Origin of the sequence: Cohnella endophytica (assembly GCF_003628305.1) — a bacterium.
Classification (GTDB): domain Bacteria; phylum Bacillota; class Bacilli; order Paenibacillales; family Paenibacillaceae; genus Cohnella; species Cohnella endophytica.
The window spans coordinates 132,029-158,588 of the sequence record NZ_RBZM01000001.1 but is presented as its reverse complement, the minus strand read 5'-3'; the positions used below and the strand labels follow the sequence as shown (position 1 = coordinate 158,588).

Here is a 26,560-nt window from a genome sequence, read left to right as displayed (position 1 = left end):
CGTTGCCAGTTACTTGACGTCCGTCATATCGTAGAGGCGGGTTTTCGCGTTCGCGTAGCGTTCGTAAGCGACTAATGCGTACATCGCCTGATCGGTCGCCATCGGATCGACATTGCCCGGCTTGGCGCCTCCGTTATCTATGCCGCCTGCTTTAATATGATAGAACCCTCCATCTTTCGCCGCGAATCCGAGCAAAGCCGCCAACGCCGAATGACCGTTCTTCACGAATCTCGGATCGGTGTTCGGATCGATGCCGAGACTCGTTATCGCCACGATGACTTGAGCGATGCTTTCCGAGTTGACGGAGTTATAGCTGGCGTATCCGCCGTCCGCGGTTTGCGCTTTGGATAACCATGCCAACGCTCTGTCCACGGCATCGCGTACGTCTTTGTTCGAAGCGTAGTAAGGCGCGAGACTTTGAATGGCCATTCCGGTAATATCAGGATCGGACGCGACCGGTTTCTCTCCGAGCGCCCATCCGCCTCCTTGCACTTCCCTCTTCAAGATGAAGTCGATCAGCAAGTCGCGCGTCGTTTGCGTCTTGACGCCGGCGTCTTTCGGAATCTCGTATTTCTTGCTGTCCAGCGCGATGAGCGCGAAGATCGGCCCGTTGATGCCTTGCTTGATCAACGTATCGAAGTCGGACAACCTCTCCAGTAAGTTGTATCCGGCTACGTCGTCGACTTTGCGGCCGATCGCGCCGAGCGCCAGAATGACCCGCGAGTATTCCGTGTATTTCACGGAATGCAGATTTCCGTCTTTCTCTTTCAACGTCTTCTCGAGATTGGCATAGTAGAGCGCGTTATACGCGACCGGGACGTTCGATCCCGAGCGCGCCAATCCGAACACCGTCCATTCACCGCCGATGCTGGATACGGTGGGATTCGTAATCGTGCGTTGCATGTACGCGGCAGTCTCGGCGATCTGTTTCGAGACCGAAAGCTTCGTGTCCGCTTCCGGTTGCCCGCCCGCGTCCGCTCCTCCCTTGTACGCATAAGCTCTCATCGAAACGACGGTCGCCATTTCACGGCTTACTGCGCTTTTCGGATCGAAGCGGTTATTCTGTCCAGTCATCAACGCAAGCGAAACGATTTTCTTCACGTCCGCTTTCGCCCAAGAAGATACCTTGTCTAGATCATTGATCGCGGAAATATCGGACGTTTGTGGATTTCCAAGCGCCTTGTTCAAAATGACGGCCATTTGCTCGCGCGTAATCGTGTCGTTCGGTTTGAATTGCTTGTCGTACCCGGCAATCCATCCCGCTCCGTAAGCGGCGTTCACGTATGGCGCAAACCATTTGCCCGATGGGACGTCGGAGAACGCGTTCGCGCTTCCGCCTTCCGTGCTTAATCCGAGCACCGACACGAGCAGCTTGGCGAATTCAGCTCTTGTAACCGAGCCTTTCGGGTTCAGCTTGCCTCCGCTGCCTTGCAGGAACCCTTTGCTCGTCGCGTCACCGATTGCGCCGTAAGCCCAGGAAGAGATCAGCGCAGCATCCGCATACCGGTCTTTCGGATCGGCCTTCGGTTCTGGACTCGCGGCCGCTTCGGCCGTATACGTAACGAACGAAGTGAAGTGATTCGTACGGATAACGAGATCTTTTCCAGCGACATAAGCGTACGCGTATTTCTCCATTCCTTGCACCGCTTGAGCGCCTTGGGTTTCGGAATCGTAAACCGCGATCGGAATGAAGTTGTCGTTCTCCACAAATCCGGCAAGTTGACCTTTGCCGCCCTTGACCGTTAACGAAACCGGACGGTCGAACACGACGGATTGATTCGAAGAGCCCATGACAAATGCATTAACGATCCTGTTCAGTCGTACTTTAGAACCGATCGTGTCTTGGATCGACTGCTGAAGCTTTGCATCCTTGACATCGATCGAGGTCAGCACTTCTATACTCGTCGGGCCTGACTTCAATTTCGTCCCCTTGTCGATGACGAACGAAAGAGTGCCTTTGTTCGCCGTCACTTTCGGAATTCCATCGGATACTTCCTTAAGATTAAGAACAACTTTCTTTTTCTCCTCGGGGATATTCAATGTGATATTTTCCGTCGATTTCATTTTCTCGGTCAAACTCAGGATGTAATCGCTCTTGTTGTCGTTAGGCACCGCAATGATCGGCGTTTTGTCATTCGGGTCAAGAGCCGGCGCACCGCTTCCTGGAACGCACCCTTCTTGTCCTGCTCCTAAATCGCATCCCAAATCCGTAGTATAGCGCCATTGCACGGAGTCGCCGTTCTTCAACGTATAAAGGTCGGCTCCGTAATTCGGGTAGGTCCCGTTGACATTGTACATCCATCCGCTGCCTTCGCCGTGGTTGAATTCGCCGTCTCCGGCGATCGATTGCACGTAAACGCTGTTATATTCGCTGTACCATTTTACGGAATAAATTATTCCGTTCGCGTCCATCTCCCGCTGAAGCACGCTCCACACCGTGTCTCCGGGTTGTAAAGCGACGCTTTTTGGAGATATCACGTAACCTCTGCCGATTGTCAATTTGTCGATGGACAAGGTAGCATGCGCCGTCGCTCCGCCACCTCCGGACGCGCCGTCGGTTTTATCCGCATAAGCGACGAAATCCGTAAAATGCTTCGTTTTGACGACGAGATCGTTACCGTAATCGTAGGCATATTCGGCTTTGCCGCTCGCTAATCCGTCCGCGTCGTTCGCGAACTTCTCGATCGCTTGCGCCGTGCCGTTCTGGATAAACGCGGCTTGCTTCCCTTTCTGTCCGGTGAACGTCAACGTCACGAACGAATCGAACGCGATGTCCGCGGTACCGCCCATGCGGATCGCGGCTGAGATCGCGTCGAGTTTTTTCCCTTGCGCGATGATACTGCCGATACTCGTTGCCATAGCGGGATTCGCGATGTCGATCGTCGAGAGCCATTCCAGCGAGGAGGGATCGCCGCTAACGACTTTCGCGCCTTTCGGAATCGCGGCAGACACTTGACCTTTCGTAGCTGAAATGCCGGGGAGGCTAACGTTCGGAGTCAAATTCAATCGAACGCTTGAAATTTTGGATTCGGGAATGAGAATAGTAACGTCTTTATAGGCATCGACCGGGGAGATCGAAAGCGAATAATCGATATAGTCGCTCGGGATGGTGAGATCATGATGAACCCCGCCCGGCAACGTGACGACCGTTTCGTTGGCACTTCCCGACTGCATCGGAACGACGTCCGTCATTTCGTAAAGACGGTTTGCCCCTCGCGCCATCCGATCGTAAGCGACCAGCGCATACGTCCCTTGATCCGTCGCCATGCTGTCCACTTTGCCCGTAGAGACGTGCTTGAATCCTCCGTCCGTTACCGCGAAAGCTAATAAAGCATCCATCGCGGATATGCCGTTCTTAATAAATCTCGGGTCCGACGTCGAATCGATGCCGAGTTCGGATAACGCGGTGACGACTTGCGATAAGCTCTCGCTGCTCGTACTGCCGAAGCTCGTATACCCTCCCGTCGCGTTCTGGTTCGCCGATAGCCATTGGATCGCGCGGTCGGCGGCGGCTTTCACTTTATCGTTCGTACGATAATACGGCGCCAACGCTTGCAACGCCATCCCTGTCATGTCGACGTCCGCCTTCGTGACGCCCAGCGCCCAGCCGCCCGCATCCGGTGCGCCTTTCTTAACTTCATTATCGAGAATATAGTCGATCAGCTTTTCTCTTGTCGCTTGCGTCTTGTCCGATTTCGCCGGCGCGAAATCGTAATTCACCGTATCCATCGCGATTAGAGCGAAAATCGGACCGTTGTTTCCTTGCTTCGCCACGTAATCGAGATCAGATAGCGCCTCCGTCACGTCGTACTTTCCGACGTCGTGAGCATCCTTTCCGATCGCCGAAAGCGCAAGGATCAACCGGGAATGCTCCGTGCTTTTGTTCTTGTCGAGCACGCCGCCGTTCGCATCCTTTAATGCCGCGACCGAAGAGACGACGTTACTGAAATATTTATTATAATAACCGTCCGGCACCGCATAACTCGCCCGCGCCAACGAGAGCACCGACCATTCTCCGCCTAGCGTGCCGAACTTCGGATTGGTTACGGTTTTCACAATATACGGCAGATTTTTCTCCAACTGGCTCTTCGCGTTGAGCGCCGTTCTATTCACATAGATGACATTCAACGATTTTTCCGCGCGATTGCCTGCGGCATCCGTCGCGGAAACGGTAATTACGTTCGTGCCCGCGTTTAAATTCGCTTGATACTGTCCGCCGGAAGCCGCGAACACGACCGTGCCGTTCACTTTGACTTCGGGAAGGACGACCGCATCGACATTATCCTTAACGCCGACTTTGAATACGAGCTGCGAGGAATAAACTTCCAGTCCGTCGGACAACCCCGTTATCGTCAATACCGGCTTGAAAATATCCCGCGAAGTCTCTTCGGCTAAATCTCCTAACGCATCATCGACGCTCGATTGGGTGCTTTCCAAGTTTTCCAATACGTCGTAAGCGTGGACATAGGCCGTATGTATGGCCGAATCCGCCAAGTACGCCGCTCGATCAGGATCGCTGTTAATCGCCGCGACTTTCGCCGTCAACGCGTCCTTGTTCGCCGCTTGTATGAAACCGTACCCTTCCGCCCCAAGATCTGCGCCATAGCCGTAGACGCTGAACTGTGCGCGAACAACATCGCCGTCTTGCGGTTCGTAAGCCGAAAATCCGTATCCGGGGAACTGGTTATTCAATGCATACATCCAGCCGGACATCGACGTATAGTCGAATTCGCCCAACCAATTCGGATCGTTCCGCTCCCCGATCGTTTGCCCGTCGTTCGCGACCGCGTCGACGATATACTGCGGGATGTGAGTCTGTGAGTCCGAGTCTTTGATTTTTGAGAGATAGAATTGATCTCCGTAGTACTTGGCGTTCATGTTCTCTTCGCCAATAACCCGAGTGATTAACGCCGCGCCGTTCTCACCTTCGTAGAACGGTACTTTCACAGGCTCCCGATAATAGCCTTGACCTAAAGTGAACTTCTCCACGGACAACGTGACGTAGCCTTTCGGCGCGCCGTCTTCGGCATGCGCCCTCGTAAGACCCGGGGAGAAAAGTGAAACGATGACGCTAAAGACAAGCAACCAAGATAAAAACTTCTTTTTCATTACGGACATCCTTCCCAGAATTGAAATAAACACGTTAATCTGCCTCGCGCAGACGAAAAAACCTCTTAACTAGAATCGTTAAGAGGTTTAAGTCCATGGCATCGCAAATAAAAACGGCATGAAAAAAAACACCTCCCTATCGCTCGTAGAGTTATTGGTGTATCGTCCAGGCAGGTTTTCTGACTCTAGGATCATCGCCCTTGCAGCCTTCCCGGATAACCAGTGGCATGTTGCAAGAACTCCTCTATCACAGCGGCGGGACCGCGCGGGATTTGCACCCGACTTCCCTTTTAACCGATTCAGATTCGTAATCGAATTCTAATCGGCACCTGAAAACATATTAAATTGTCAGCTAATCATATCCGATTCATCGGGATTTGTCATTGCAATCGATGGTAATTCCTAAGATTCGATATTTTCCGCAGCTAAATCTCGTAAATCCGATCGTCGGTTCCTTGCATTTGAATAATAGCTTCTGGATAAACTTCTTCGATAAACCGGCACACTTGCAAATAAAGCATCGGCTTGCCGGTCAGCATCCGATCGTTAGGCGCGTTTCGTTCGCTGATCAACAATTCGCAGATGACCCGGGCGCTGCGCACGCCGCTAGTTAAATAGGCTCGAACCGGATCCCTCCATGCTGAATCCAGAGAAGCGCCGTATGCTCGAGCCGATGGCCGAGGTTCTTCATTCCAGGAAAACAAATCGTGCGTCATTTCCGCTTTAACCGGTAGGATCGAAGGAGCTGCTGTAACGCGTTTCCTTAACCGAAGTTGTCCAAGCTTGCGGATCTGACGCTCCAGTAAAGGCAATTTCAATTTCAAATGGATTTTCACGTCATCCGGTATATCCGTACCCGCACGTTGCAATAGCTCCGGATTCGGTTGCCATCCGCCATTTATTTTCAATAACAGTTCGTCAAGCTCGTAATCGATGGCATCGAACCCCTTCAGAACTTCCGCGACCGTCGCAGCATCAATGCCTAAGTGTTCCTTCAGATGCTCGATTCCGAACCGTTTCTTTTCTCCTGAAGTTTTGTGCTCGACGTGATGCTGATAACGTAACGGTCTTCCGCATTCGCAACGCAATTCCGAAGAAACTTTCCCGGCATCGATATACCCCGTATACTTCCACTCGTCGAGAAGGACTTCGATTTCATCGGGGTCCGTATTTTCCGCGATATGAAAGCCTTTCGCCTTAGCCATCGCATTCGCGAATGCCGTACGTCTCGAACGCACCAATTGATTCTGCAGGTACTCTCGCTGATCCGGTTCCAAAGCGCTCATCAAGCTATCGCGTTCATGAACAGTTAGAATCAGTGGAATCCCTCCGCTCTTAAAAAACCCGCGATTTCCGCGGGTTCAACTCCTCTTATTCGAATCGATAGGTCCAGAAACGTTCCGTGCCGAAACGGTCTTGAATATCTTTGTCCGGCATTTTCTTGTTCCCTAACAGCTCGGCGGCTTGGAACTGGGAACGATGGGCTTGGATGGATCCCATCTTCTTGAGTAAAAACTCTTTCACGTCGATGATCACGTCCGGCTTGCCGATCGTTTCCTCGTGATTCTTGGAGAAAGCCAAGCAGTGAACGGGCGGCCTGCGATCCGCAGGCATTCTGCCGATCGTCCGAACAACCGCTTCTCCGGTAGCGTCATGATCGGGATGAACGCTATACCCGGGATAGAAGGTGATGATCAACGACGGATTAAGCTCGTTCACGAGCTCCATAATACTTCCGTCCAGCTTATCTTGGTCTTCGAATTCAATCGTTTTATCGTGGAAGCCGAGCAATCTCAAATCCTGAATGCCAATGGCTCTGCAGGAGGCTTCCAGCTCTTCCTTGCGAACAGCCGGAAGCGTAACCCGGGTAGCGAACGGCGGAATGCCCATGTTGCGACCCATTTCGCCCAAAGTCAGGCAAGCGTAGGTTACTTGCGCGCCATCGCGAATATATTTGGCCAGCGATCCCGACACGCCGAAGGCTTCGTCGTCCGGATGCGGCAATACGACTAAAATGCGTGATTCCATGGAAACGTCTCCTCTCTTCCTTCCTTCCTTCCTTAGAAGGGTTCCCGACTTAATTGCAGCGCGACGATCAGTTTGCCTTGGCTGTCGTGACCGGCCATAATTAACCGTTCAACGTCTTCGTCCTCGTAATGAGTAAGTCCTTCCGAATAAATCCAGCCCTGACTCGTCTTTAAACCGACTCGGAAAGGACCGTTTCCGGAAATCGATCCATGCGTATATCGAATGACGGCATTCGATATGAAGGTCGCGGCCGGATGTTTCGAGCTATCTACGTGGGAAGCATAGGCACCCATGGTCATCTCCAGGTGGATATAGAGATCTTGATCGATCAGTAGGTCGATCATTTCCTTTACTTTCGATTTATCGATGAGTTGCATCTTCATGCCTCCAGTCGCCGCGAATCTGTAATGAAAAAAGTTACACAGATTTTATTTTAACACAACCGGACGGCGATTCCATAGTGGATCCTATCCCGCGGCCGATCGGCTACGATCGAATTACGCCCAACTCATCTCATTGCCGGCATAGTCGAGGAATGCCGGATGCTCTCGTTCCGTCGCATCCTCCACATAGCGCACGATCTGCTCTACGATGCCCGCCGCGGATTCCTCCGTCGTGATGTCGCCTTCTTCGCTCAATTGACCTCCCATGTAACTCTTCAACCATCCGGGATGAATGACGAGCGCCTTTCCTCCGATCGTACGCAGCTGATTGTGCATAATGTTCGACTGGATGTTCAGCGCGGCCTTCGACATGCAATAGCCATACCAGCTCTCGCGCCACTTCTGATTGATCTGGCCGGCTTCCGACGAAATATTCACGACAAGCTTGTCCGTCCCGTTCGAGAGCTCCCGATTCAGGGCATTCGCCATTCTTAGGGGGCCGATGGCGTTGACTTCATAGAGCCGTTGCAACAAAGGGTAATCGATGCTTCCGAATATATTGCCTTCGTAATCGCCTCCGATGCCCGCGTTATTCACGAGCAAGTCCACTCTGTTCGTTCTGTCCCGTATCGACTCGCATGCGCTCCGAACGCTCTCCTCGGAAGACACGTCCAGTTCTACAGGTATCAGGCGTTCCCATAGATCATCGGGGATTTCGGCATTCCCTTTCCATTCCGGCATATATTTACCAGCGAATACCGTGTATCCAAGATGCAATAACTTTAAGGTAAGATCGAAACCAAGTCCTCGGTCCGCTCCGGTTACGACCGCGTATTTCTCCACTTCGTTCTCCCCGCTTTCAATCGTTTCCATTTGGGTTACTCACCCCCTATTGTTCGACATTTTCCCGCAGCATTCCTCCTAGAATGTGGAATTAAAAGCAAAAAAGTCGGACGCCCGTTTCCGGATGACCGACTTATGATCAGATAATTCAAGACTCGGGATCTCCTCCGCGATAGGCTTTCTCGTGAAACCTCGTAATCGCCCTGAACAGCAGCTTTCCGTCATTCGCCCCGTATGTCTCCGCTTGGGAATCCTCGAGATTCAAGTACATCGCACGATAGGTTTCGGGAACCCAGATGTAGGGGTGAACGTAATCCGTCAGGCGAAATCCGACCTTCTCCCAGAATTTTATCCGCTCCGCGTTCTCGATCGTATCCTCGGCTTCGACTTCGATGACGATTCCTTGGCAATGCGCTTTGGTGACGGCCCATACGCTGATGTCCGCTAGACAGGCTCTTCCCAAGCCCTTGCCCCGTTTATCTTCCCTAACCGCTAAGTAATCGATGACGAGCAGACGCGTAGACGAATCGATTGCGGTGAGCGCCATCGCGATCGTTGTCATGCCTTCTGTCCAAGTATGGAGCGTGCATAGCTTTCTTTCGAACATTCGGCGAACGACCGCCCGGCTTTTTCTCCCATGTTCGGGAAACGCCTCGATATATACTCGCTCGGCTTCGCGCCAAATGTTCTCATCCCATTGATTCGTCGTATGATAATCCATTTTCATGATCCTCTGCTCGCTTCTCGTTCTCTCGAAATTTCGCTTATTCCATCTCCTCCACTATACAACATTTGCATGCATGATCGAAGACTGAGCCGTTATCGGTATTTTTTCACGATCAGCTGGTCAAGGCTCTTAAATTCATAGCCTTGTTGTCTGGCGTCGTTAATAATTTTCTCCAAAGCCTCAGCGTTATCTTTGGAAACGGAGTGAAGCAAGATGATGGCTCCGGGATGAAGCTGCCCCATTACGTTTGCATAAGCAAAGTCCCTTCCTTTTTGCTGTTTAATATCCCAATCTTTATAAGCAATGGACCAAAATACGTTCGTATAGCCGAGATCCTGGCAGACGCTTAACGTCCGATCGCTGAATATTCCCCTAGGCGGCCGCACAAACCGCATCTCTTGTTGACCCGTAAGCTTAGTTACTTCTTTACTTACCTTTTCCAATTCCTCTTTGATTTGCGTTGCCGATATTTGGGACATGTCCGGATGGCTCCACGAATGATTACCGATCAAATGGTTTTCCGTAACCATTCTCTTCAACAATTCCGTTTGATCTTGAACATAATGACCGGTTACAAAAAAAGCCGCAGGCACTTTCTTTTCCTTCAATACATCGAGTATTTGGGCTGTGTAACCATTTTCGTACCCATTATCGAAAGTAAGATAAAGCTCCTTCTTCTCCGTGTCTCCCAAGAAGAAAGCTTCATGCTTTTGCAGAATATCCATAAATCCTTCTTCGGCAATCGAAGGAAGTTTTCCGTCTTTGCTCTTCTTAAACCCGAAGTGATAAGGCACGATTCCTTGAGCGGAAACCGAAATATCGGCACATAATAAACCGAGGAATACTATCGTAATTACGATTGATTTAACCATTTATTTCACCCCCTAAGATTCACTCGCGAATATCCTTCCACAATCGCGGAGAACATACTCATCATTATTCCCTAGGGGGCGAGAGGAGTGTACTTATTGACTAAACGGTTCGTCGCGGCGTTCGTCCTCATTTGTTTCGCATGGAATACATACCGCGTAGCGAACGCTACCGAGCCCGAATCGAAAACAGAAGTCGAGGTCGTTAATTATCTTCGCGAATTATTTGACGCCCGTTCCCGATTTCTGATTAGCAATGACGATACCATGCTCGATCGTTATTATCTCTCCGCCGAAAAATCAAGCATGAACGCGTTAAAACAAGAAATAATACGAAAAGAATATATCCATGCTTGGGCCGATCAAAGAAAGCTTCTCTTTATGCGCGCGGAAAGTCATATTCGCGTTCCCCGCATTCGTTTCGAGGGGGAACACGTCAAAGTATCGGTAATGCTTTCCCAGAAGTTAGAGTACGCTTATGAACCGTTTGCTTTTCAACAATCCTTCGGTGTAGGAACGCGACATGCCCTAACGTTAACGAAAAAGAACGGACACTGGCATGTTCTGCGGGAATGGTATTCCGATCCGCTTAACGAAAATCCGAATTTGATTTCCAAATCGGATGAGAGCTTTCCGAATCCTCAAATCCTTAACTATGCGAGAACTTCAAATCCGAATAAAGGAAAAGGAAATTATCGCCGCGATCTTGCTTTAGCTTATGCCAATAAATACGCGGGTACTGCCTGGGGCGCAGGGAACAAAAACCGCTACAATAGGAAGTATCGAGATTACACCTCCTTGGGAGGGGACTGTACTAATTTTGCCTCGCAGGTCATTGGGGATCCGATTGAAGGCGGCGGCCTGCCAATGACTTCCAACTGGCGATATTGGTTTAACTCAGGCGGGAGTCATCCCTGGGTGCAAACGGATCGATTCCGTAAATTTCTTCAAACTTCCGGTTACGCGCGCTTCATTGCCAGCGGGACGTTCGATGAAATCATTCGACCAAGCGAGAAGTACCCCTACGGCGCAATCGGAGAATTGAAGCCAGGCGATTTAATCGCCTACGTGCTGCATGGCGAGGATGTGGACCACTTTGGCATTTTGGTGGGATATGACGACTACGGCTATCCGTTGGTTAATTCCCATACGGCAGATCGTCATAGAGTGCCTTTCGATTTGGGCTGGGACCAACATACCAAATATCAATTAATTCATATTAGGGATTAAATAAGAGGGGAATATTCATCGATCAACTCATACCGGAATAGCTCGTCTCATAAAATGATGAACGAGGACATTGCTTCCGAATGCGTTGAGGTGAAATCATGGGTTATTCTCTATTAGCCAAACAGTTGGCTTTCCGTTTAAATGCGATCGTTCTTGTAAAGCTGCTCGGTTTCCTGGGGAGAATTCCTTTATACCGGATCTTGGGGGCCGAAGGTGTCGGGTTGTATCAAATCGCGTATTCTTTTTACGGGCTTGTCTTTACCGCTGTCACCGGAGGGTTTCCTACCGCGCTGGCCTTAACTACGTCCAAAAATCGAGAACTAGGAGGACGCCTATTTTTGTTCATGCTCATCTTCAGCCTGCTTTTGGGAGGAAGCTTGAGCTTTTTTATTTTCTTTTCCGCCCCCCTTGTCGCCGGTACTTTGGGAAACCCAGATCTCGCGTTCGCCGTTCGATGCATTTCGCCCGCCGTGTGCGTGGTTCCTCTACTCTTCGTTCTAAGAGGTTATTTGCAAGGCTTGGAATATTATAAAACGATAGCTTCTTCCGAGGTAGTCGAACAAGCGGCAAGAATGGTCGTCTTGCTGGTCCTTACGGCCGCATGGAGTCAGTTGGGTACTCCCGTTGCCGTTGGCGGCGCCGTTCTCGGAGCTTTTAGCGGAGCGAGTTGCGCATTATTGTTATTGTGCGTCGTATTTTTTTACAACTCCAAGCGTTCCTCTTCTACTTCCCGGATACAAATAAACGTCCCTAAGGACGTAAAATCCTTACGAATCAAGCGGAACGAACTTAAGCTGTTCATCGGAACCGCGCTTGTTATTTCCGCAACCCGAATCATTGTTCCGCTTTCCGATTTTCTGGATTCGTTGATCATTCCCTTTCGTCTGCAAATATCGGGGTTGACCTATGAAGAAGCCATTACCGTTTTCGGAGAAATTACGGGGATGGCGGCAACGATCGTCTATTTACCCACCGTTTTCACCGCCGTATTGTCTTACACCCTCTCTACGAAAGTGGCAGCGGATTGGAAAAATCAGAATACGGAACGCTTTGTGCATCGTTCCAAAATGGCCATGGAAATAACATGGTTATGGGGAATCGGAATGGCCCTGTTCTTGTTTTTCTACGCGGATCCTTTATCTATGATCCTCTTTAACCATGCGGGCGCTTCAAAAGCAATCCGTTACTTAGCGATGGTTCCTTTTTTCGTCGGCAATCGCGAGCTGACCACGACTTTACTGTGGTCGGCCAATTTAAAACGCGTTCCGATCAACGGACTGCTTCTCGCCGTAATGGTTTCGCTGTTCGCCAGTTTCTTTTTATCGGCCATTCCCGGTTTTGGTTATACCGGAGCGGCAATAGGTATCGTACTGCTTGAAATTATGGCCGCATCTTGGAACTTTATCGCCTTAAAAAAACGGTTCCCTTCGATCATTCGCTTCTATGCGATAGTAGCCGATACGATGGTTTTAGCGCTGATCTCAATGCTTCTGTATTGGTTGGGTCAAAAGATCGATATCGACTTTCTGCCAAAAACACTACACGCACTCTTAACGATGCTGCTAAGCCTGCTGGGTATCGTCTTCTTTATGGCCGGAAGGGGCAGATTAAAATCATTCGTATAGCTTATCGATCGAGTTTATCCTTTTTTTTTCAATTCAGGCAATGTTAATTTGCAAGTTTGAAATTGTTATAAGATAAAAAAATACAAACAAGGGCTAAAGCAAAAAAGAGGATGGAAATTCGAACATTCCTACGCATATTTATCCCATATGCACAAAAAAAGATCGCCGCGGCTAATTTGGCGTAACTTTTATAGTACCCGTTCGTAAAGATCGAGCTGCTAAATATTATCGAAATAAGCAAAGTCGTAGAAATGAACAATCTAAACCATAGAGGTTCTCTCAAGAATTGTTTATACATAAATTTTATCCGCTGCATGACTGGATTAGCCTCCCCAAAGATTTAGTTAGTGCCCTTCAAAAGGGCAGGCTCAGGAACGGCGCTGACCCTTCCTTGCGATTGGACGATGATCATGCCAGCTTCGCGTTGAGTCGGACCGAACACTCTGCCCGGCATTTGCAGCATAAACGTTCTCTTGGCCGTAATCAAATCTTTCGCTTCCAGCCTGCCATCCGAGTAAGCGATGTATAACCCGTTGCCGATCGTGTCGAACCGGGCGATCGAAGCGCCCGGAGCTCCTGCCGAGCCGTAATACACAAGCGACTTGTTGACAAGCTTCGATCCCGTAATGTGGACTCCGTCGGTGAACAATACTCTGCCCGCGTCCGGACCTCCGGCCCAGTAGTTCTTGTACGAGCTGTCCGACCGATAAGAGTCCCTCGTAACCGTAGAGGGGTCGGCATCCAACGGATAAGCATAAACAATTCCGCCGGCAAAAATATACAAGCGCCCGGAATCGATCCAGGCTTCGCCATCTTCCTTGTATTCGACCGTCTTGACGACTTTTCCCGTCGCCAGATCGATCGTATCCAAGGTCGTTTTATTGAGTTGATCGAAAATGCTCGAAGTTCGTTGCACGAGAATCAGATTATCTTTGACATTCAATGTGTTGCCTTCATTTCGTGCTTCCCAGGCGAAACGGCCGTTATTATCGTCGAATGCCAGAAGCGTGTCATACATGTACGCACCTGAAATCTCCGTGCTCACAAGTACTTTCCCGTTAGCGAAAGCAATATCCCGGAACATGAATTCAGTAGGATAATCGTCCGTCCATAGCAAAGCTCCCGACTTCGCGTCGAACGCCCGAACATGTCCGTTGTAGACATACACCTTGTCCCCGTTAACGAGTAACTTCGCGATTCCGTTTGTCCGGACGGTCGTCGACCACTTCTTCTTCCCGTTCGCCGCATCGATCGCATGCAATGACCCGTCTTCGGAGAGCGTATATACGACCCCGGCGACATATTCGATCGGAGAAGCTAGTTTCGACCCGTACGTCCACAACGTTTTGCCCGTTTTCGCGTCAATCGCGAGCAAGCTGCCTTTCTGGAAAACGTACGCATTACCGCCTCCGGTCGCGACCGTGCCCGCATTAATTGTTTCGGGATCTTTCGGAACATCGATCGCGACGCTCCATTTTGCTTGGACGATAGAGGTCGTATCGGGGGACGTCCAGTTCATCCCTTTGAATGACGAATGCGGTGCCTCTGCAAAAGCAGGCTGAGTCAAAGCGCAGACAAGGGCTATTACGCACCAACTCAAAAAAACGGGTTTAGCTATAAGGTTCTTCATAAGATCAACTCCCACTACTTATTTACCAGATAGTGGTTATACGTACACTCAATGAGAAAAGTTTCTAGACATCCCTTCTAATATGACCTTGTTCTAATTGAACCTCAATTACGCCGACAGCTTCCTGCGGTTGGAAATCGTACTCTCGCTGACTGCCCATTAGGATCAGATTACGAGCTTCCGATTTATGGTCGGCGGGCAAGGCGAAAACCCTGACGTTCTCGTATGTAAGCCGGAGCGTCGAATGGATAGCGTCGATTAATCTATCGCCATGGATTTTGCCCATGATGTTCAGCAGGAACGCGCCCCCGGGAGCAAGTCTCTCGGACGCGATTTCGAAAAATTCGGTCGTCGTCAGATGAAGCGGAGTCCCTTTGCTGTTAAACGCGTCCAATACGATATAACCGTATGAGTTCGGCTCTTCTTTGCTTAGAATCTCGCGTCCGTCTCCAATGGCGACATTGTCGCCCCGATAATCGAAATAACGGCGACTTAGCGCGACGACGTTCGCGTCGATCTCCGCGACTTTAATCCGCTTACTCGATAAATGTCCGGCAATCGTTCCGATTCCATGACCGATGACGAAGGCGCTCTCGTGTGCGGGGTCGATGAGTTCCATTATCCGAAGCAAAGCCCTCTGGTAAGGAAGAACAACTCGTCCGGGTTCGTTTAAGTCGATCGCTCCTTGAATCGCTTCGTCCGCGAACTTCAGGCATCGAAATCTACCCGTTTCCCCGTACAGCCGGTTTACCTCGAAGACGGTCACTTCTTGATTGTAAGGGCTGCTCTCAATCGCTAAAGCCTGCATTTCCTCTCGATCTCCTTTTATCAACGCGTACCTATGCACAAAAAAAGACCGCCTCGTTCGCGCGGTCTTCTCACTTGGAATATTAATCCGTTTCTACGAATTCCGCAGGCTCTGTTAACGTAACCGCTCGAATAAACGCTTCCGGGTATTTTCCGCTAATGAAGGCTTTGGCTCCGGCGATGTCGGCCGCCCTAACGATCTCGTAATAGAGAATCCCGTTCATGTCTTGGTACTCGACCGTGAATTCCGCTTGATCTTGATCCAAGTTCGATCCACCTCCGGCTTCGTAGGTTTCTATACCTCTTTCCTTATTCTACCACAGGGACTTGCCCTCGTTGCAAGCTCCGATAAATTTCCAGCCAGACGATGTTAAGAGCCAACCATCCTCCGCCGAACAAGAATCCGGTAACGACTTCGCTCGGTTGCAATCTCTCCAAGAAAATAAAGCTGATCCCGAATACAAGGCAGCAAGCCGTTACGGAGAACACCGCGGCGATCTGGTTCAACCACCGGGCATGATGACGTACGAGCAAGTACGCCGCGAATCCATAACCTACAATCGTCAGCCAAGACTGCGAGCTCGGGAACAAAGTAAGATTCGGAGTCATTCCGAGCATTCTGAACACATACTCCCACGCTTCGGCTACCTCTTCCCCGCCGACAAATACGATCGCGTAGAACGCCAATTCAAGCGGCGCATCCTTGCCGTTATACCAGATCCAAGCGCAAGCTAGCAATACGGCGGGGAAAAGCACCCATGGAGAAGCGACAAGGGTTAAGCCACCCATCGCCTTGGTCCAATCGGCGCCGAAAAATTGTCGAACGAGAAACGTCCCCATTTCATCCAACTGGGCGAGATCGCTCTGAAGCGCGAACGTAATTAATCCGATGATGACGGTAAACAGGACGAACAGCGTAATTCCGGCTCCGATGACGATCAACTTCACTTGGCCTACGGCATGATAACGCAATAATCCCCGATGAAGCAACAGATTCAATCCTAGCTTCATCCTTTGCTTGTTTTTCCGATAGAACAGCACGAGCAGGTAAACGACAGCAACCATAATGCCGGCGATAATGAAATAACGGCTCAAGAGATGGTGATATTGCTCCCATTTTTTCCCGAATAGCTTTCCGATCGTTACGAACACCGCGACCCATAAGAACGCCCCGGTATACGCGTGCACGGCGTATTGACGGAACGGCATTCGGGAGATGCCCGAGAAATAACCCGTCAGATGTCGCACGCCCGGAATATAATAAGAGATTAACAGCATCTTGCTGCCGTAACGTCCGAACCAAACCGACACGCTATTGAGCCTATCCGGACCGAAGTGAACGCGCGACCCGTATTTCTCGAAGAACGGATAACCTAATCTGTAACCGATATAATAGGAAACCGTCATTCCAAGCGATGTTCCTGTTCCTCCCGCGACAATGCACATTACCCAATTCAGCTTTCCTTGGTATACGATCAGCCCGGCATAGGTCATTAGAAGTTCGCCGGGAAGAGGCAACGCCAACATTTCCAAGAATAACGCGAGAAATAATACACCGTAACCATACTGCTCCAGCAAGTCCGTCAGATGACTCAATCCGCAACCTCCGCTCTTGTCCGCTCCCGGCTTGTACTTCTACATCTATTTACACATCAGAATAACGCCATACCCGAAGAATAGCAAAAAGAGCCCGCCAAAATCGACGCGCTCTGGGATCGACATAAGTTACTTAGCGGAAATTAACCTAGCGTGAACGACGAATCGAGCATCGTCATGCGTATTCGAACAAGTTGACAGCGTCAGAATCGTGTCCGTTGCGCTTAACGTCATATCCGTCTTGTGCAATGACTTTTTCTGCAGCGACAGAAGGAAAGCTTCGTATTGTTCGTCCGAATCGAATTCCGTTTGCAAATAATCGTCCGACGCGTTCGTAAAATACGCGGAGAATACTTGCCACTTCAGGTTGTCATACAAGGTATCGAACTCTATCGTGGAATGGTTCTCGAAAAACCATCTGCTTTCGTAATGAAGAAGCGGCATGAACATCGTTTTGTTTTTCATGTTGTGACCGTATAATATCCAATGCTTCTGGCGCATGTCAATATCGTTTCGGTAATCCATGAAGATGCTGCCGTTAACGTTGTTCTTCCGATCCAAATCTTTCGTTAAATAATATTCGTTGTCCTCCGATTGCACGACCGGATAATCGATCGCGGTATCGGCGATTTGCAGCCAACCGATGACGTCGGCGTTAATCTCCAATAGGGGTTTGAAACGATCCTGTATCGAACGGTCAATCGGTTGGGGCGGTTCGCCGGAAGCAGTCGCCGGAACGGAAATCGGATCCTTCGAAATCGACAATTCGTTAATTCTCGGTTGATTTACGGGGGATAGGATCGGCGGCGGCGCCTTTGCTTGCGTCTGACGATACAGTTGCCTAGCCTCCTGCAGTTGTTCCTTATTCCTATGGGCATCCGCGTAATACGTCGACAGCTTCACGATGGCGAATAAGAAAACGGCGATGGCCGCGGTCAACAAGGAATAATGGATCATTTTGTTTTTCAATGTCCGCCCCCCCTCCCGCGACCGTCATGATATGCAGCTTTGTAGCAAGGCAATCCGCATAGGCCGATGATGGCTTATGCGGATTGCAATGTTATTCGTCTTTATCGTTACAAGCTTAGCTATTGCGACCGGCTCTTCTTGCTCTAGCGATCAATAAGATGGCAGCCAAACCTGACATCAAAGCGAGCGTACCGTACAGGTTCATATTGGAGGAATCGCCTGTTTTCGGATTGGCTTCTTTGGTAGTTGTTGCGCCATCGGCTTTAGGCGTATCTGCTTTTGGAGTATCGGCCTTCGGTGTGTCGGCCTTCGGTGTGTCGGCTTTGGCGCCTTTGGAATTCGTGAAAGAAATCGAATCGATCCAGATCGTGCCCGCAGGCGCTCCGTCATGGAAGTTGAAGTGCAACGCTTGGATGCCCTTGTCGATTTTGTTGGCAGCCAAATCTACGTAAATATCTTGATAATCTGTGGAGATTTTGGCGCCGGAGAGATCGGCGAACGATTTGCCGGTCGTCTTCACGTTCTCGCCTACGGCATAGTTCAGATCGAAGTCCGCGCCTTCTCCGCCGGCAGCGCCTTTGATCGTCAGCTTCAAGTACTTATACCCGCTTGCGTCGATTCCGCCGCCGGTACCGAACCAGCCTTTGCTGGCGTATTCCAGCTTCAGCGCATTGCCGTCGATCGACGCGCTCTTGCCCGCGTCCCCGCCCGTCCATTGCGCTCCGACCTTGGCTCCGGCAAGATCCCCTAACGTCGCCCGATCGTAATTATCGAATACGAGATCGTCGGAGGCCGCCATTGCGGTGAGCCCCGCTACGAACATTAAATTGACTATCAAGAGCAAAGATACCGAGAGTTTCAAAGCTTTTTTCTTCAACAAGCTTGTCATGGAAACTGCCTCCTCATCAATTGTAGACAATCAATAAAATGCGTTTTTAAAGACTACGCGCAACGGACCGACCATCACCTCTCGGTTAGTAATTAATGGAATTTGTTTACTCCACCATCTTAAATCTAAAGCGGTTTCATAGTGAGTTGCATTCCTACGGAAATCGTGCGTATTCCTATGCAAACGGCTCTAGGGCGCTACTTTTTCACAAATGGGACAAAATGAAAATAACCTACGCCTCATGGGCATAGGTTATTTCGCTCGAACGGCATGGATCCCTTACATCGTTCCGCCGCCGCGACGGATATTAGCCGGTATTTGCTCCGGTCCTTTGTTCATGAACTCGTACATGAAGACGCCGATTTGCTTCTCGTCGTACTTCGTCAGCTCCATCGTCTTCGTCCAAGCCGTTACGACGACCTCTTTGCCTTCCGGAATATCTTCGTTCGGGATGGCCAGCACGCCCGCCCCGGCTCTCGTAAAATGCGTCAAGTAGCGCATGGAATCGAGAGTTTCCTTGCTGGCGTTCGGACGATAATTGATCTCGATGTCGCCGTGTTCCAAGTTGTGAACGAGCATCTCGGTCGCCGGTTTTTCCTCGTAGAAACCGAATTTCAGATCATGAGGGCTATGCGTCCCCGAGGTCGGAATTTTCATCTCGTAGTCTACCGGCATTTCCGTATGGCCCCTGCCGTAGTCCTTATCAGTCTTAACGTCGATGGCGATGTCGGCGTTCAGAGAATTTAGGTCGTATTTGTTGAACGCGTTCTGCAGGAGAGGAATTAAAAGCATAATGATCCCTGCGCCCAATAAAGCATGGGCGATATTTTTCGTCTTGCGGTGTTTCTTTTTCAGTTGTGCTTTCTGATCTTTCTTTAATTGACTCGTGTTCTCCCGGTTTGTCTTGGCCGCGGACCAATAATACATAACGGCGACCGCAAGCAAGATCGCTCCGAGAGTCGCAAGGATAATCATGATGAGTTCTCTCCAATCCCGATAAGCCTATTTTCTCTATTATAATTCAGGCTCTCTTAGTAGACAAACCCTAGTCTTTTCCTACCCCGCCCGTAATAAAATCGACCATCGTTTTCACTTCCGCGTCGTCATCTGCTTCCCTGTTCGGGGAAAGGACATAACGAACCGCCAAGTAACTCGCGACGGAAGTCATGATCAGTCTCAGAAGGACGGGATTCGGCAAATCCTTCAATTGTCCAAGCTCCTTGAACCATTCTAGGGCATCGTTAAGGAAAAAGAACAACTGGCTCTGCAGATGTGGAAACAACTCGTTGCGAAGCTCGTCCCGATAGAGCAATTCTTTCAGCACGACGCGGAATATATCCTGATTCTCGTTCAAGAATGCGATCCGATTCCGAAGCAACGCTCCGATGAACAGCTCGAAGCTCTTATAGTTTCTAGGGTTGACGTCGGTGAACACCTCTTTCGCCAGAAAAGGAATCGATTCCTTGAGGAACGGAACGATAACCGACAGAAGTAGATTTTCCTTCGTCCCGTAGTGACGGAAAAGAGTTCCTTCCGCCACGCCGGACTTTTTCGCGATCTCGCTCGTCGACGTATTCGCGTAACCTCTCTCCGCGAATAACGCGATGGCCGCTTCGACTATTTTTTGCTGCTTGGCGGTTTCTTTCTTGGATAGCTTGGATTGAGCGATAATCGCATCCAGAATGTTGCTGGGGGGCATGCGGCATTCCTTCCTTAGCTAAGTTTATTTACTGGCCGAGGGCTTACGGTATTTCTTCAGGGCGATGACGTTAAGCCCGATGAAAACAAATACGAATAAGACAAGAACGAGCAAGTCGCCTATGATATCGCCGAAGCCGTATCCTTTATACATGACGCCCTTCAGCGCATCCGCCGCGTAATAGAGAGGCATGATTCTCGCGATCGTTTGTAGCCACTCCGCCATCCCGTCTAACGCGAAGATACCCGAGAAGAACACTTGCGGAACGACCACGACCGGAATGAATTGAACCATCTGGAATTCCGAAGACGCGAACGTCGAGAGCAAGATGCCTAAGGATAAAGCTACCAAAGCGAGCAACAGGTTAATGACCAGCACGTTCCAGATCGAACCGACGAGCGAGATGTCGAGCACGTTGACGGCGAACAGGACGACGATAACCGTCTGGATGACCGCGAATAGTCCGTATCCCGTCAAGTAACCGGTGATGACCTCGCCTCTGCGAATCGGAGTCGACATGAGGCGTTCCAAAGTTCCCGTCGTGCGCTCTCGCAATAATCCGATTCCCGAGATCAGGAAGACGAAGAAAAAGACGAAGAAGCCGATCAGAATCGGGCTAAGAACATCGAAGAACGTCGAATCGGCGTTGCCGTACACGTATTCAACGGGGAGGCTTGAAGCTTGCGACAAGTCCATGCTCCCTTGTTGACCGTTCTGAAGCAGCAAACCCGCCATGATCTGGCCGACCTTCATCTGCATCGCTTTCGCTGCCGTCGGATCTACGTTCTCCAGCAGGAGCGACCAATGACCGTCCTTAGAGATTAAAGCACCGTCTAGCTTATCCGATACGATCGTTTCTTTATCCATGTCGTGATATGGAATGACTTCGATATCGGCATGAGCCAATGCTTGCGATACGGGAGCCGGCACGTTCACCGCACCAAGCTTCGGCTTAACGGCATCGCCGCTGCCGTTGAACATGACGTACATGAGCGACAGGATCAACAAGGGAGCCACGAATAGCAACGCAAGCGTGCGTTTGTCCCGAATCATCTGAAGGCAAATCCGCTGAATTAGGGCGTTGATCCTCATTTGGATTTACCTCCCGCGCGCAAAAATACTTCTTCGAGCGTATTCACGCCATATTGCTCCGTCAATTGACGGGGCGTTCCATTCGCCAATACGCGTCCCTCCCTGACCATCGCCAAATAATCGCATCTATCGGCTTCGTCCATGACATGCGTCGTCACGATAATCGTTTTCCCTTCCTCGTTTTTTAATCTAAAGAGTTCATTCCAGATCGATAATCGAAGCTCCGGATCGATGCCTACGGTCGGTTCATCTAATATAAGGATTTGCGGATTCTGGATTAAGGCGATCGCCAGCGACAATCTGCGTTTCATTCCACCGGAATATGCGCCTGCCTTCTTGGCCAGATCCGGCGTTAAGTTCACGAGTTCGGCCGCATAAGCGATTCTTTGCTTTTGCTCCTCCTTGTTTAGCTTGAACAGCGAAGCAAAGAAACGCAGGTTTTCTTCCCCCGTCAATTCCGTATATAACGCGTCGGATTGCGCCATATAGCCGATTTCTTGAAGCATTCGTAGATTCGGCATCTTCTTGCCCAAGACGGTAACCGTTCCTTCGTCCGCCGTTTCCATCCCGACGAGCATCTTCACGAGCGTCGTCTTACCCGCGCCCGAAGGACCGATAAAGCCGTAGATTTGTCCCCGTTCGATCGTCAGATCCACTTTCTCCAATACGATCTTGTTGCCGTAACGTTTGCCGACTTGCTCGACCCGTACCGTATGATCCACCGTTTCGTTCCCTCCCGATCTCAAGTAACTTGCTCATTTATAAAAAGTGAGTGATTACTTTTATTTTAGAGATGAGGCGAGCGATCTGTCAATCATTGGTTAGAGAAAAGGCGACCCTAAGGTCGCCTACGTTTCATTTCCGCATATTCGCCGATCAACCGCTCCACGTCGTCCGTCGCTTGCGCGACCGAAGTCGCTCTGACGACCGAGACCCTGTCGGCATCGTATTGTTCGAACGAATGCGCGTACCTCGGATCGTAATAAAATCGAATGAGAAGTTCCACGGCTTGGGCGTAATTCCTTTCCTGCAAACAGGCTTCGATCTCTGCGGCTACCGGAGTATGGATTCTGGATTTGATCTGCTTAAATGCGGCCAACGTATCTTCCGGATGCTCATGCGGCGCGTAGTCCTCAAGGATATGCCGCACTCTAGCGGCCATCGGCATCTCGATGACGATATGGATGCCGCTTTCCTTCTTGGACATTAGGAATTCCTGGACGACGACTTTGCCGATCCTTCTGCTCTCCGCTTCGATCAGTATATAGGGCTTATCTCCGAGTTCGATCAGTTCCTCCACGAGCAGACTATCGAAAGTTTTCTGATTGTGTCCCTTTAATCCGATCTTGCCGAAGATCGAACCCCGATGGCCGGCATACGCTTCGAGATCCAGCACGGGATATCCGCGTTCTCTCAGCGAACGGAGAACGGCTGTTTTTCCCGTGCCCGTGTTCCCGTGAAGCACGATGGCTTCCGGCAGGAATTCCATTTCTCCCAACGTATCCACGACCCAATTCCGGTAAGCGCGATATCCGCCCGTCAATCGATCCGCTTGGATTCCCATGAGCGAGAGCAGCGTGGCGGATGTCTTGCTTCGCATGCCTCCTCGCCAGCAGAATACCGCTTTCTTACCTGGAATGTCGGCGAAACGGTTAATGAAGGCTGGAAGTTTGGCCGATACGATTTCCAGTCCTCTTTGCTTAGCGGCTTCGACGCTGACCTGCTTATAGATGGTGCCGATCTCCGCGCGTTCGCCGTCGTCGAACAAAGGGATATTCAAGCTTCCGGGAATCGTGGAATCCTCGAACTCCGAAGGCGATCTCACGTCGATAAGCGTGATTTCCTTCGCTCTGCGTTGTGCAACGAGTTTTTGAACGGACAATTCTTGCAGCATCGTCATTCCGCTTCCACGAGGATCAAGCCCGGTCGGTCGGATGTCGTCTCGCCGATCTCGCTCGCCTCTACTCCGGCAGCGACAAGCGCTTGGAGCAGGCTGTCCGCCTGGTCTGCCTCCACCGCGATGAGCAAACCTCCCGAAGTCACCGCATCGCACAAGATCCATTGGTCGATCTGATCGAGCCGGTCGGAGAACGAGACGCTGTCCTTGACATGATTGAAGTTATTTTTCGTTCCTCCGGGAACGAAGCCCTTCTCGGCCAGTTCCCTGACTCTCGGCAATACCGGCACGCGATCCCGGTAAAGCTTGATGCCGACGTGGCTTCCTTTGGCCATCTCCATCGCATGTCCAAGCAGCCCGAAGCCCGTCACGTCCGTACATGCATGTACCGGATATGACTCCATCGTCTCGGCTGCTTTCTTGTTCAATGTCGCCATAACCGATGTAACTCGGTCGATTTCGGCCTGATCCAGTTGACCGTTCTTGATGGAAGTCGTCAGAATGCCGACGCCGATCGGCTTCGTTAGGATTAACCGATTGCCCGGTTTCGCTCCCGCATTCGTTCTCACCTTATCCGGATGCACGATTCCGGTCACGGCCAGACCGAATTTGGGTTCTTTATCGTCGATCGAATGTCCGCCTACCAGCGTCGCTCCTGCTTCTTGTACTTTATCTGCGGCTCCGCGCAAAATGTCTGTGAGAATCTGCTTGTCCAGCGTCGAAATCGGAAACGCGACGATATTCAGTACCGTTAACGGTTTGGCGCCCATCGCGTAAATGTCGCTGATTGCATTAGCCGCCGCGATCTGTCCGAAGGAATACGCGTCGTCGACGATCGGCGTGAAGAAGTCGAGCGTCTGGACGATTGCCAATTCGTCCGTCAGTTGATATACGCCGGCGTCATCGCTTGTGTCCAAGCCGACCAACAGGCGCGGATCCGGTACTGCCTGCGGAAGACCGCGGAGGACTTGCGCGAGATCGGCCGGGCCGATTTTACACCCGCAGCCTCCTTTGCTGGATAACGATGTTAATTTTATCTTTTCGGTAGATGACATGAACGTCTGCACCCTCTCGGTTTCTTTCCTGGAATCGTATCACGTTTGAACGAAAGGTTTCAAATGAAGCGGCATGTCATCCGTCCGGGATCTGAAAATCAGACGACTTTCTATACATATATGTTGACTATATAATCCTCTTACGGTATGATTTAATCTTGACCTCATCTGCCAATTTGCATCTAGGGCATCCAATTCTCCACGGAAGGTGTTACACGATGAATCAAGATTATCGCATATTGCTGTTCTATAAATACGTAGAAATTCCGGATGCCGCAGCCTTAACCGCCGAGCATCTTCAATATTGCAAGGAGCTTGGAATCCGCGGACGGATCCTTATCGCCGACGAAGGGATCAACGGTACGTTATCCGGTACCTTTGAACAGACGGAAGCGTATATGACGGCCATGCACGCGAACCCGTTATTCTCCGACCTGCTGTTCAAGATCGATCCGTCCGACGGCCACGCGTTCAAGAAGCTGTTCGTCCGGCATAAGAAAGAGCTTGTCACGCTTCGTTACGACAAGAAGCTGAATCCGCACGTCGACGGCGGCGACAGGCTGAATCCGAAGCAGTTCCATGAACATCTGCAACGGGACGACGTCATTATCTTAGACGGAAGAAGCGGCTACGAATACGATCTCGGCCACTTCCGTGGCGCGATCCGCCCGGATCTCGAGACGTTCCGCGAATTCCCGGAATGGATCCGCAACAATCTGACGGAAGAGCACAAAGATAAGCCGATCTTGACTTACTGCACCGGAGGCATCCGTTGCGAGATGCTTACGGCGGTGCTCAAGAACGAAGGCTTCGGCAACGTGTACCAATTGGACGGCGGAATCGTCACTTACGGTCAAGATCCGGAAGTGCAAGGCAGAGGCTTCGACGGCAACTGTTACGTGTTCGACGAACGCGTATCCGTCCGGATCAATCAGACCGACGAACACGTTCTCGTAGGCACTTGCCACCACTGCGGCACGCCGACCGACAAGTACATCAATTGCGCGGACGATACGTGTCACTTGCAGCATCTTGTCTGCGACGAGTGCGAGTCCGAGAAGCGCGGCTACTGCTCGACCGACTGCGAGACGCACGATCTGGCGATGTCCGGTTCATCCGTCTAAACTCTTATTGTTCCCCAGCAACTCGAAACGCTATATTCCAAACGCCAATCATGGCTTAGGAATATAGCGTTTTTATATTGCCTTTTGTTATCTAGACGTTCGTTGCACCCGTGTAGATCAACACCGCATCGCGCAGGAATCGGGCTACGCCAGGTTGGTCCTTGTCGTAGTAAGCCGTGAAACGCGGATCGTCCACGTACATCCGCGCGACGCCGGCATGCGCCTCCTTACTGTAGCTGTCCCAGTAGAAGCAAAGCCACTGGCGGTGAAGGTCGGCCGCCTTCTGCGCAAGATCGCCGGCCGGATCGCCGGTTGCGAATGCCTTGGCCAACGCCTCATGGATGTCGGTCGCGAGCTGCTCGGCTTCGGCGTATTGCCGTTCCGTCATTCCTTTGATCTTCCGGTTCGATTTATCCACTTGCTCGTCGCCGTATTTCGCGCGGGCTTCTTGTCCGTATCTGGTCTCGTTATCGTCGATTAATCGCTGTTTAAATCCTTCGAATTTCTGTTTGTCGCTCAACGTGTTTTCTCCTCTCTTCTCGGCAAGAGTCAGATCAATATTGGCGATTAGCGCGTCCAACTGTCGCCTTCTTGCGAGGAGGTTTTCGCGATGGTCCAGCAGCGCCCGTTCGGCATGGAAAGCAGGCGAGGAGATCATCTCCCCGATTTCCTCCAAGCCGACTCCAAGCTCGCGGTAGAAGAGGATTTGCTGCAGTCTATCCACCTCTTGCCGACCGTAAATCCGATACCCCGATGAATTGATTCTCGCCGGTTTGAGAAGTCCAATCGTATCGTAGTAGCGGAGCGTTCGCGTGCTGATTCCCGCTAATTGCCCGAGCTTTTGCACCGTATATTCCATGTTCGATCCCCCCTTGCATTATGATCGTACACCTTTACGCAACGTCAATGTCAAGCGATGTTTTTTAACCGATTTAGGCGTGTATGAATATTCATAATTGCGCATTTTTCGTTTATATTCTACAATCAA

At 50.7% G+C, this 26,560-nt stretch carries 23 protein-coding genes and 1 riboswitch; of the genes, 3 read left to right on the top strand and 20 right to left on the bottom strand.

Annotated elements, in window-relative coordinates; translation table 11 throughout:
* Positions 1 to 9: 9 nt before the first annotated feature.
* From D7Z26_RS00840 to pdaA, 7 genes are all read right to left on the bottom strand, one after another.
* Positions 10 to 5,109 (bottom strand): S-layer homology domain-containing protein, encoded by a 5,100-nt coding sequence (locus tag D7Z26_RS00840; RefSeq protein WP_120973852.1) that lies wholly within the window; start codon positions 5,107 to 5,109, stop codon positions 10 to 12.
* Positions 5,110 to 5,262: 153 nt separating this feature from the next.
* Positions 5,263 to 5,457, bottom strand: a riboswitch (cobalamin riboswitch).
* A gap of 77 nt (positions 5,458 to 5,534) precedes the next feature.
* Positions 5,535 to 6,395 carry a DUF3895 domain-containing protein gene (locus D7Z26_RS00835; protein WP_233566540.1) on the bottom strand — a complete coding sequence of 287 codons (861 nt, stop codon included), beginning with the start codon at positions 6,393 to 6,395 and terminating at the stop codon, positions 5,535 to 5,537.
* An 85-nt stretch (positions 6,396 to 6,480) separates the two neighbouring features.
* The gene (gene bshB2 / locus D7Z26_RS00830; RefSeq protein WP_120973849.1) at positions 6,481 to 7,137 is read right to left on the bottom strand and encodes a bacillithiol biosynthesis deacetylase BshB2; all 657 of its coding nucleotides are present in this window, start codon (positions 7,135 to 7,137) and stop codon (positions 6,481 to 6,483) included.
* Positions 7,138 to 7,169: 32 nt separating this feature from the next.
* Positions 7,170 to 7,514, bottom strand: a complete 345-nt coding sequence (locus tag D7Z26_RS00825) for a YojF family protein (protein ID WP_120973847.1) — start codon at positions 7,512 to 7,514, stop codon at positions 7,170 to 7,172.
* Between the two features lie 120 nt (positions 7,515 to 7,634).
* Positions 7,635 to 8,393, bottom strand: a complete 759-nt coding sequence (locus D7Z26_RS00820) for an SDR family NAD(P)-dependent oxidoreductase (protein WP_120973845.1) — start codon at positions 8,391 to 8,393, stop codon at positions 7,635 to 7,637.
* Between the two features lie 118 nt (positions 8,394 to 8,511).
* Positions 8,512 to 9,090 (bottom strand): GNAT family N-acetyltransferase, encoded by a 579-nt coding sequence (locus D7Z26_RS00815; RefSeq protein WP_233566539.1) that lies wholly within the window; start codon positions 9,088 to 9,090, stop codon positions 8,512 to 8,514.
* A gap of 92 nt (positions 9,091 to 9,182) precedes the next feature.
* Positions 9,183 to 9,962, bottom strand: a complete 780-nt coding sequence (pdaA, locus tag D7Z26_RS00810) for a delta-lactam-biosynthetic de-N-acetylase (RefSeq protein WP_120973842.1) — start codon at positions 9,960 to 9,962, stop codon at positions 9,183 to 9,185.
* A gap of 87 nt (positions 9,963 to 10,049) precedes the next feature.
* Here pdaA and D7Z26_RS00805 point away from each other — a divergent pair, with 87 nt between their 5' ends.
* Entirely contained in the window at positions 10,050 to 11,189 is a 1,140-nt protein-coding gene (locus tag D7Z26_RS00805) for an amidase domain-containing protein (RefSeq protein WP_233566538.1), read from the top strand.
* 98 nt (positions 11,190 to 11,287) lie between these two features.
* Positions 11,288 to 12,814, top strand: a complete 1,527-nt coding sequence (locus D7Z26_RS00800) for an oligosaccharide flippase family protein (RefSeq protein WP_120973840.1) — start codon at positions 11,288 to 11,290, stop codon at positions 12,812 to 12,814.
* A 340-nt stretch (positions 12,815 to 13,154) separates the two neighbouring features.
* Here the strand turns inward: D7Z26_RS00800 and D7Z26_RS00790 are convergent, their stop codons facing one another.
* The 12 genes from D7Z26_RS00790 to selD all read right to left on the bottom strand — a co-directional run bounded on the left by D7Z26_RS00790 (position 13,155) and on the right by selD (position 24,448).
* Positions 13,155 to 14,444, bottom strand: coding sequence for a PQQ-binding-like beta-propeller repeat protein (locus D7Z26_RS00790; protein ID WP_120973836.1), 1,290 nt, complete (start codon positions 14,442 to 14,444; stop codon positions 13,155 to 13,157).
* Between the two features lie 64 nt (positions 14,445 to 14,508).
* A complete protein-coding gene (locus tag D7Z26_RS00785; protein ID WP_120973834.1) occupies positions 14,509 to 15,252 on the bottom strand; it encodes a spermidine synthase in 744 nt (247 codons plus the stop codon).
* Positions 15,253 to 15,334: 82 nt separating this feature from the next.
* A complete protein-coding gene (locus D7Z26_RS00780) occupies positions 15,335 to 15,517 on the bottom strand; it encodes a hypothetical protein (protein WP_120973832.1) in 183 nt (60 codons plus the stop codon).
* Between the two features lie 43 nt (positions 15,518 to 15,560).
* A complete protein-coding gene (locus D7Z26_RS00775) occupies positions 15,561 to 16,847 on the bottom strand; it encodes a VTT domain-containing protein (RefSeq protein WP_120973830.1) in 1,287 nt (428 codons plus the stop codon).
* A gap of 129 nt (positions 16,848 to 16,976) precedes the next feature.
* Entirely contained in the window at positions 16,977 to 17,816 is an 840-nt protein-coding gene (gene srtB, locus D7Z26_RS00770) for a class B sortase (protein ID WP_120973828.1), read from the bottom strand.
* A 115-nt stretch (positions 17,817 to 17,931) separates the two neighbouring features.
* The gene (locus D7Z26_RS00765) at positions 17,932 to 18,705 is read right to left on the bottom strand and encodes a sortase B protein-sorting domain-containing protein (RefSeq protein ID WP_120973826.1); all 774 of its coding nucleotides are present in this window, start codon (positions 18,703 to 18,705) and stop codon (positions 17,932 to 17,934) included.
* Positions 18,706 to 18,984: 279 nt separating this feature from the next.
* Entirely contained in the window at positions 18,985 to 19,680 is a 696-nt protein-coding gene (locus D7Z26_RS00760; protein WP_120973824.1) for a DUF3105 domain-containing protein, read from the bottom strand.
* 70 nt (positions 19,681 to 19,750) lie between these two features.
* On the bottom strand, positions 19,751 to 20,404 hold the full coding sequence (locus D7Z26_RS00755; RefSeq protein ID WP_120973823.1) for a TetR/AcrR family transcriptional regulator: 654 nt from the start codon (positions 20,402 to 20,404) through the stop codon (positions 19,751 to 19,753).
* Positions 20,405 to 20,428: 24 nt separating this feature from the next.
* Complete coding sequence (locus D7Z26_RS00750; RefSeq protein ID WP_120973821.1) at positions 20,429 to 21,496, bottom strand: ABC transporter permease; 1,068 nt, start codon at positions 21,494 to 21,496, stop codon at positions 20,429 to 20,431.
* On the bottom strand, positions 21,493 to 22,218 hold the full coding sequence (locus D7Z26_RS00745) for an ABC transporter ATP-binding protein (RefSeq protein WP_120973819.1): 726 nt from the start codon (positions 22,216 to 22,218) through the stop codon (positions 21,493 to 21,495). Before D7Z26_RS00745 ends, D7Z26_RS00750 begins: the two co-directional genes overlap by 4 nt.
* A gap of 116 nt (positions 22,219 to 22,334) precedes the next feature.
* Positions 22,335 to 23,390 (bottom strand): tRNA 2-selenouridine(34) synthase MnmH, encoded by a 1,056-nt coding sequence (mnmH, locus tag D7Z26_RS00740; protein WP_120973818.1) that lies wholly within the window; start codon positions 23,388 to 23,390, stop codon positions 22,335 to 22,337.
* Positions 23,391 to 23,392: 2 nt separating this feature from the next.
* Positions 23,393 to 24,448: a selenide, water dikinase SelD gene (gene selD, locus D7Z26_RS00735; RefSeq protein WP_120973816.1), complete on the bottom strand. Its 1,056-nt coding sequence runs from the start codon at positions 24,446 to 24,448 to the stop codon at positions 23,393 to 23,395.
* Between the two features lie 218 nt (positions 24,449 to 24,666).
* On the opposite strand from selD, the gene trhO reads away from it, so the two are divergent.
* Complete coding sequence (gene trhO / locus D7Z26_RS00730) at positions 24,667 to 25,572, top strand: oxygen-dependent tRNA uridine(34) hydroxylase TrhO (protein ID WP_120973814.1); 906 nt, start codon at positions 24,667 to 24,669, stop codon at positions 25,570 to 25,572.
* 91 nt (positions 25,573 to 25,663) lie between these two features.
* On the opposite strand, the gene D7Z26_RS00725 is transcribed toward trhO, so the two are convergent.
* Positions 25,664 to 26,431 carry a MerR family transcriptional regulator gene (locus D7Z26_RS00725; RefSeq protein WP_120973812.1) on the bottom strand — a complete coding sequence of 256 codons (768 nt, stop codon included), beginning with the start codon at positions 26,429 to 26,431 and terminating at the stop codon, positions 25,664 to 25,666.
* Positions 26,432 to 26,560: the final 129 nt, after the last annotated feature.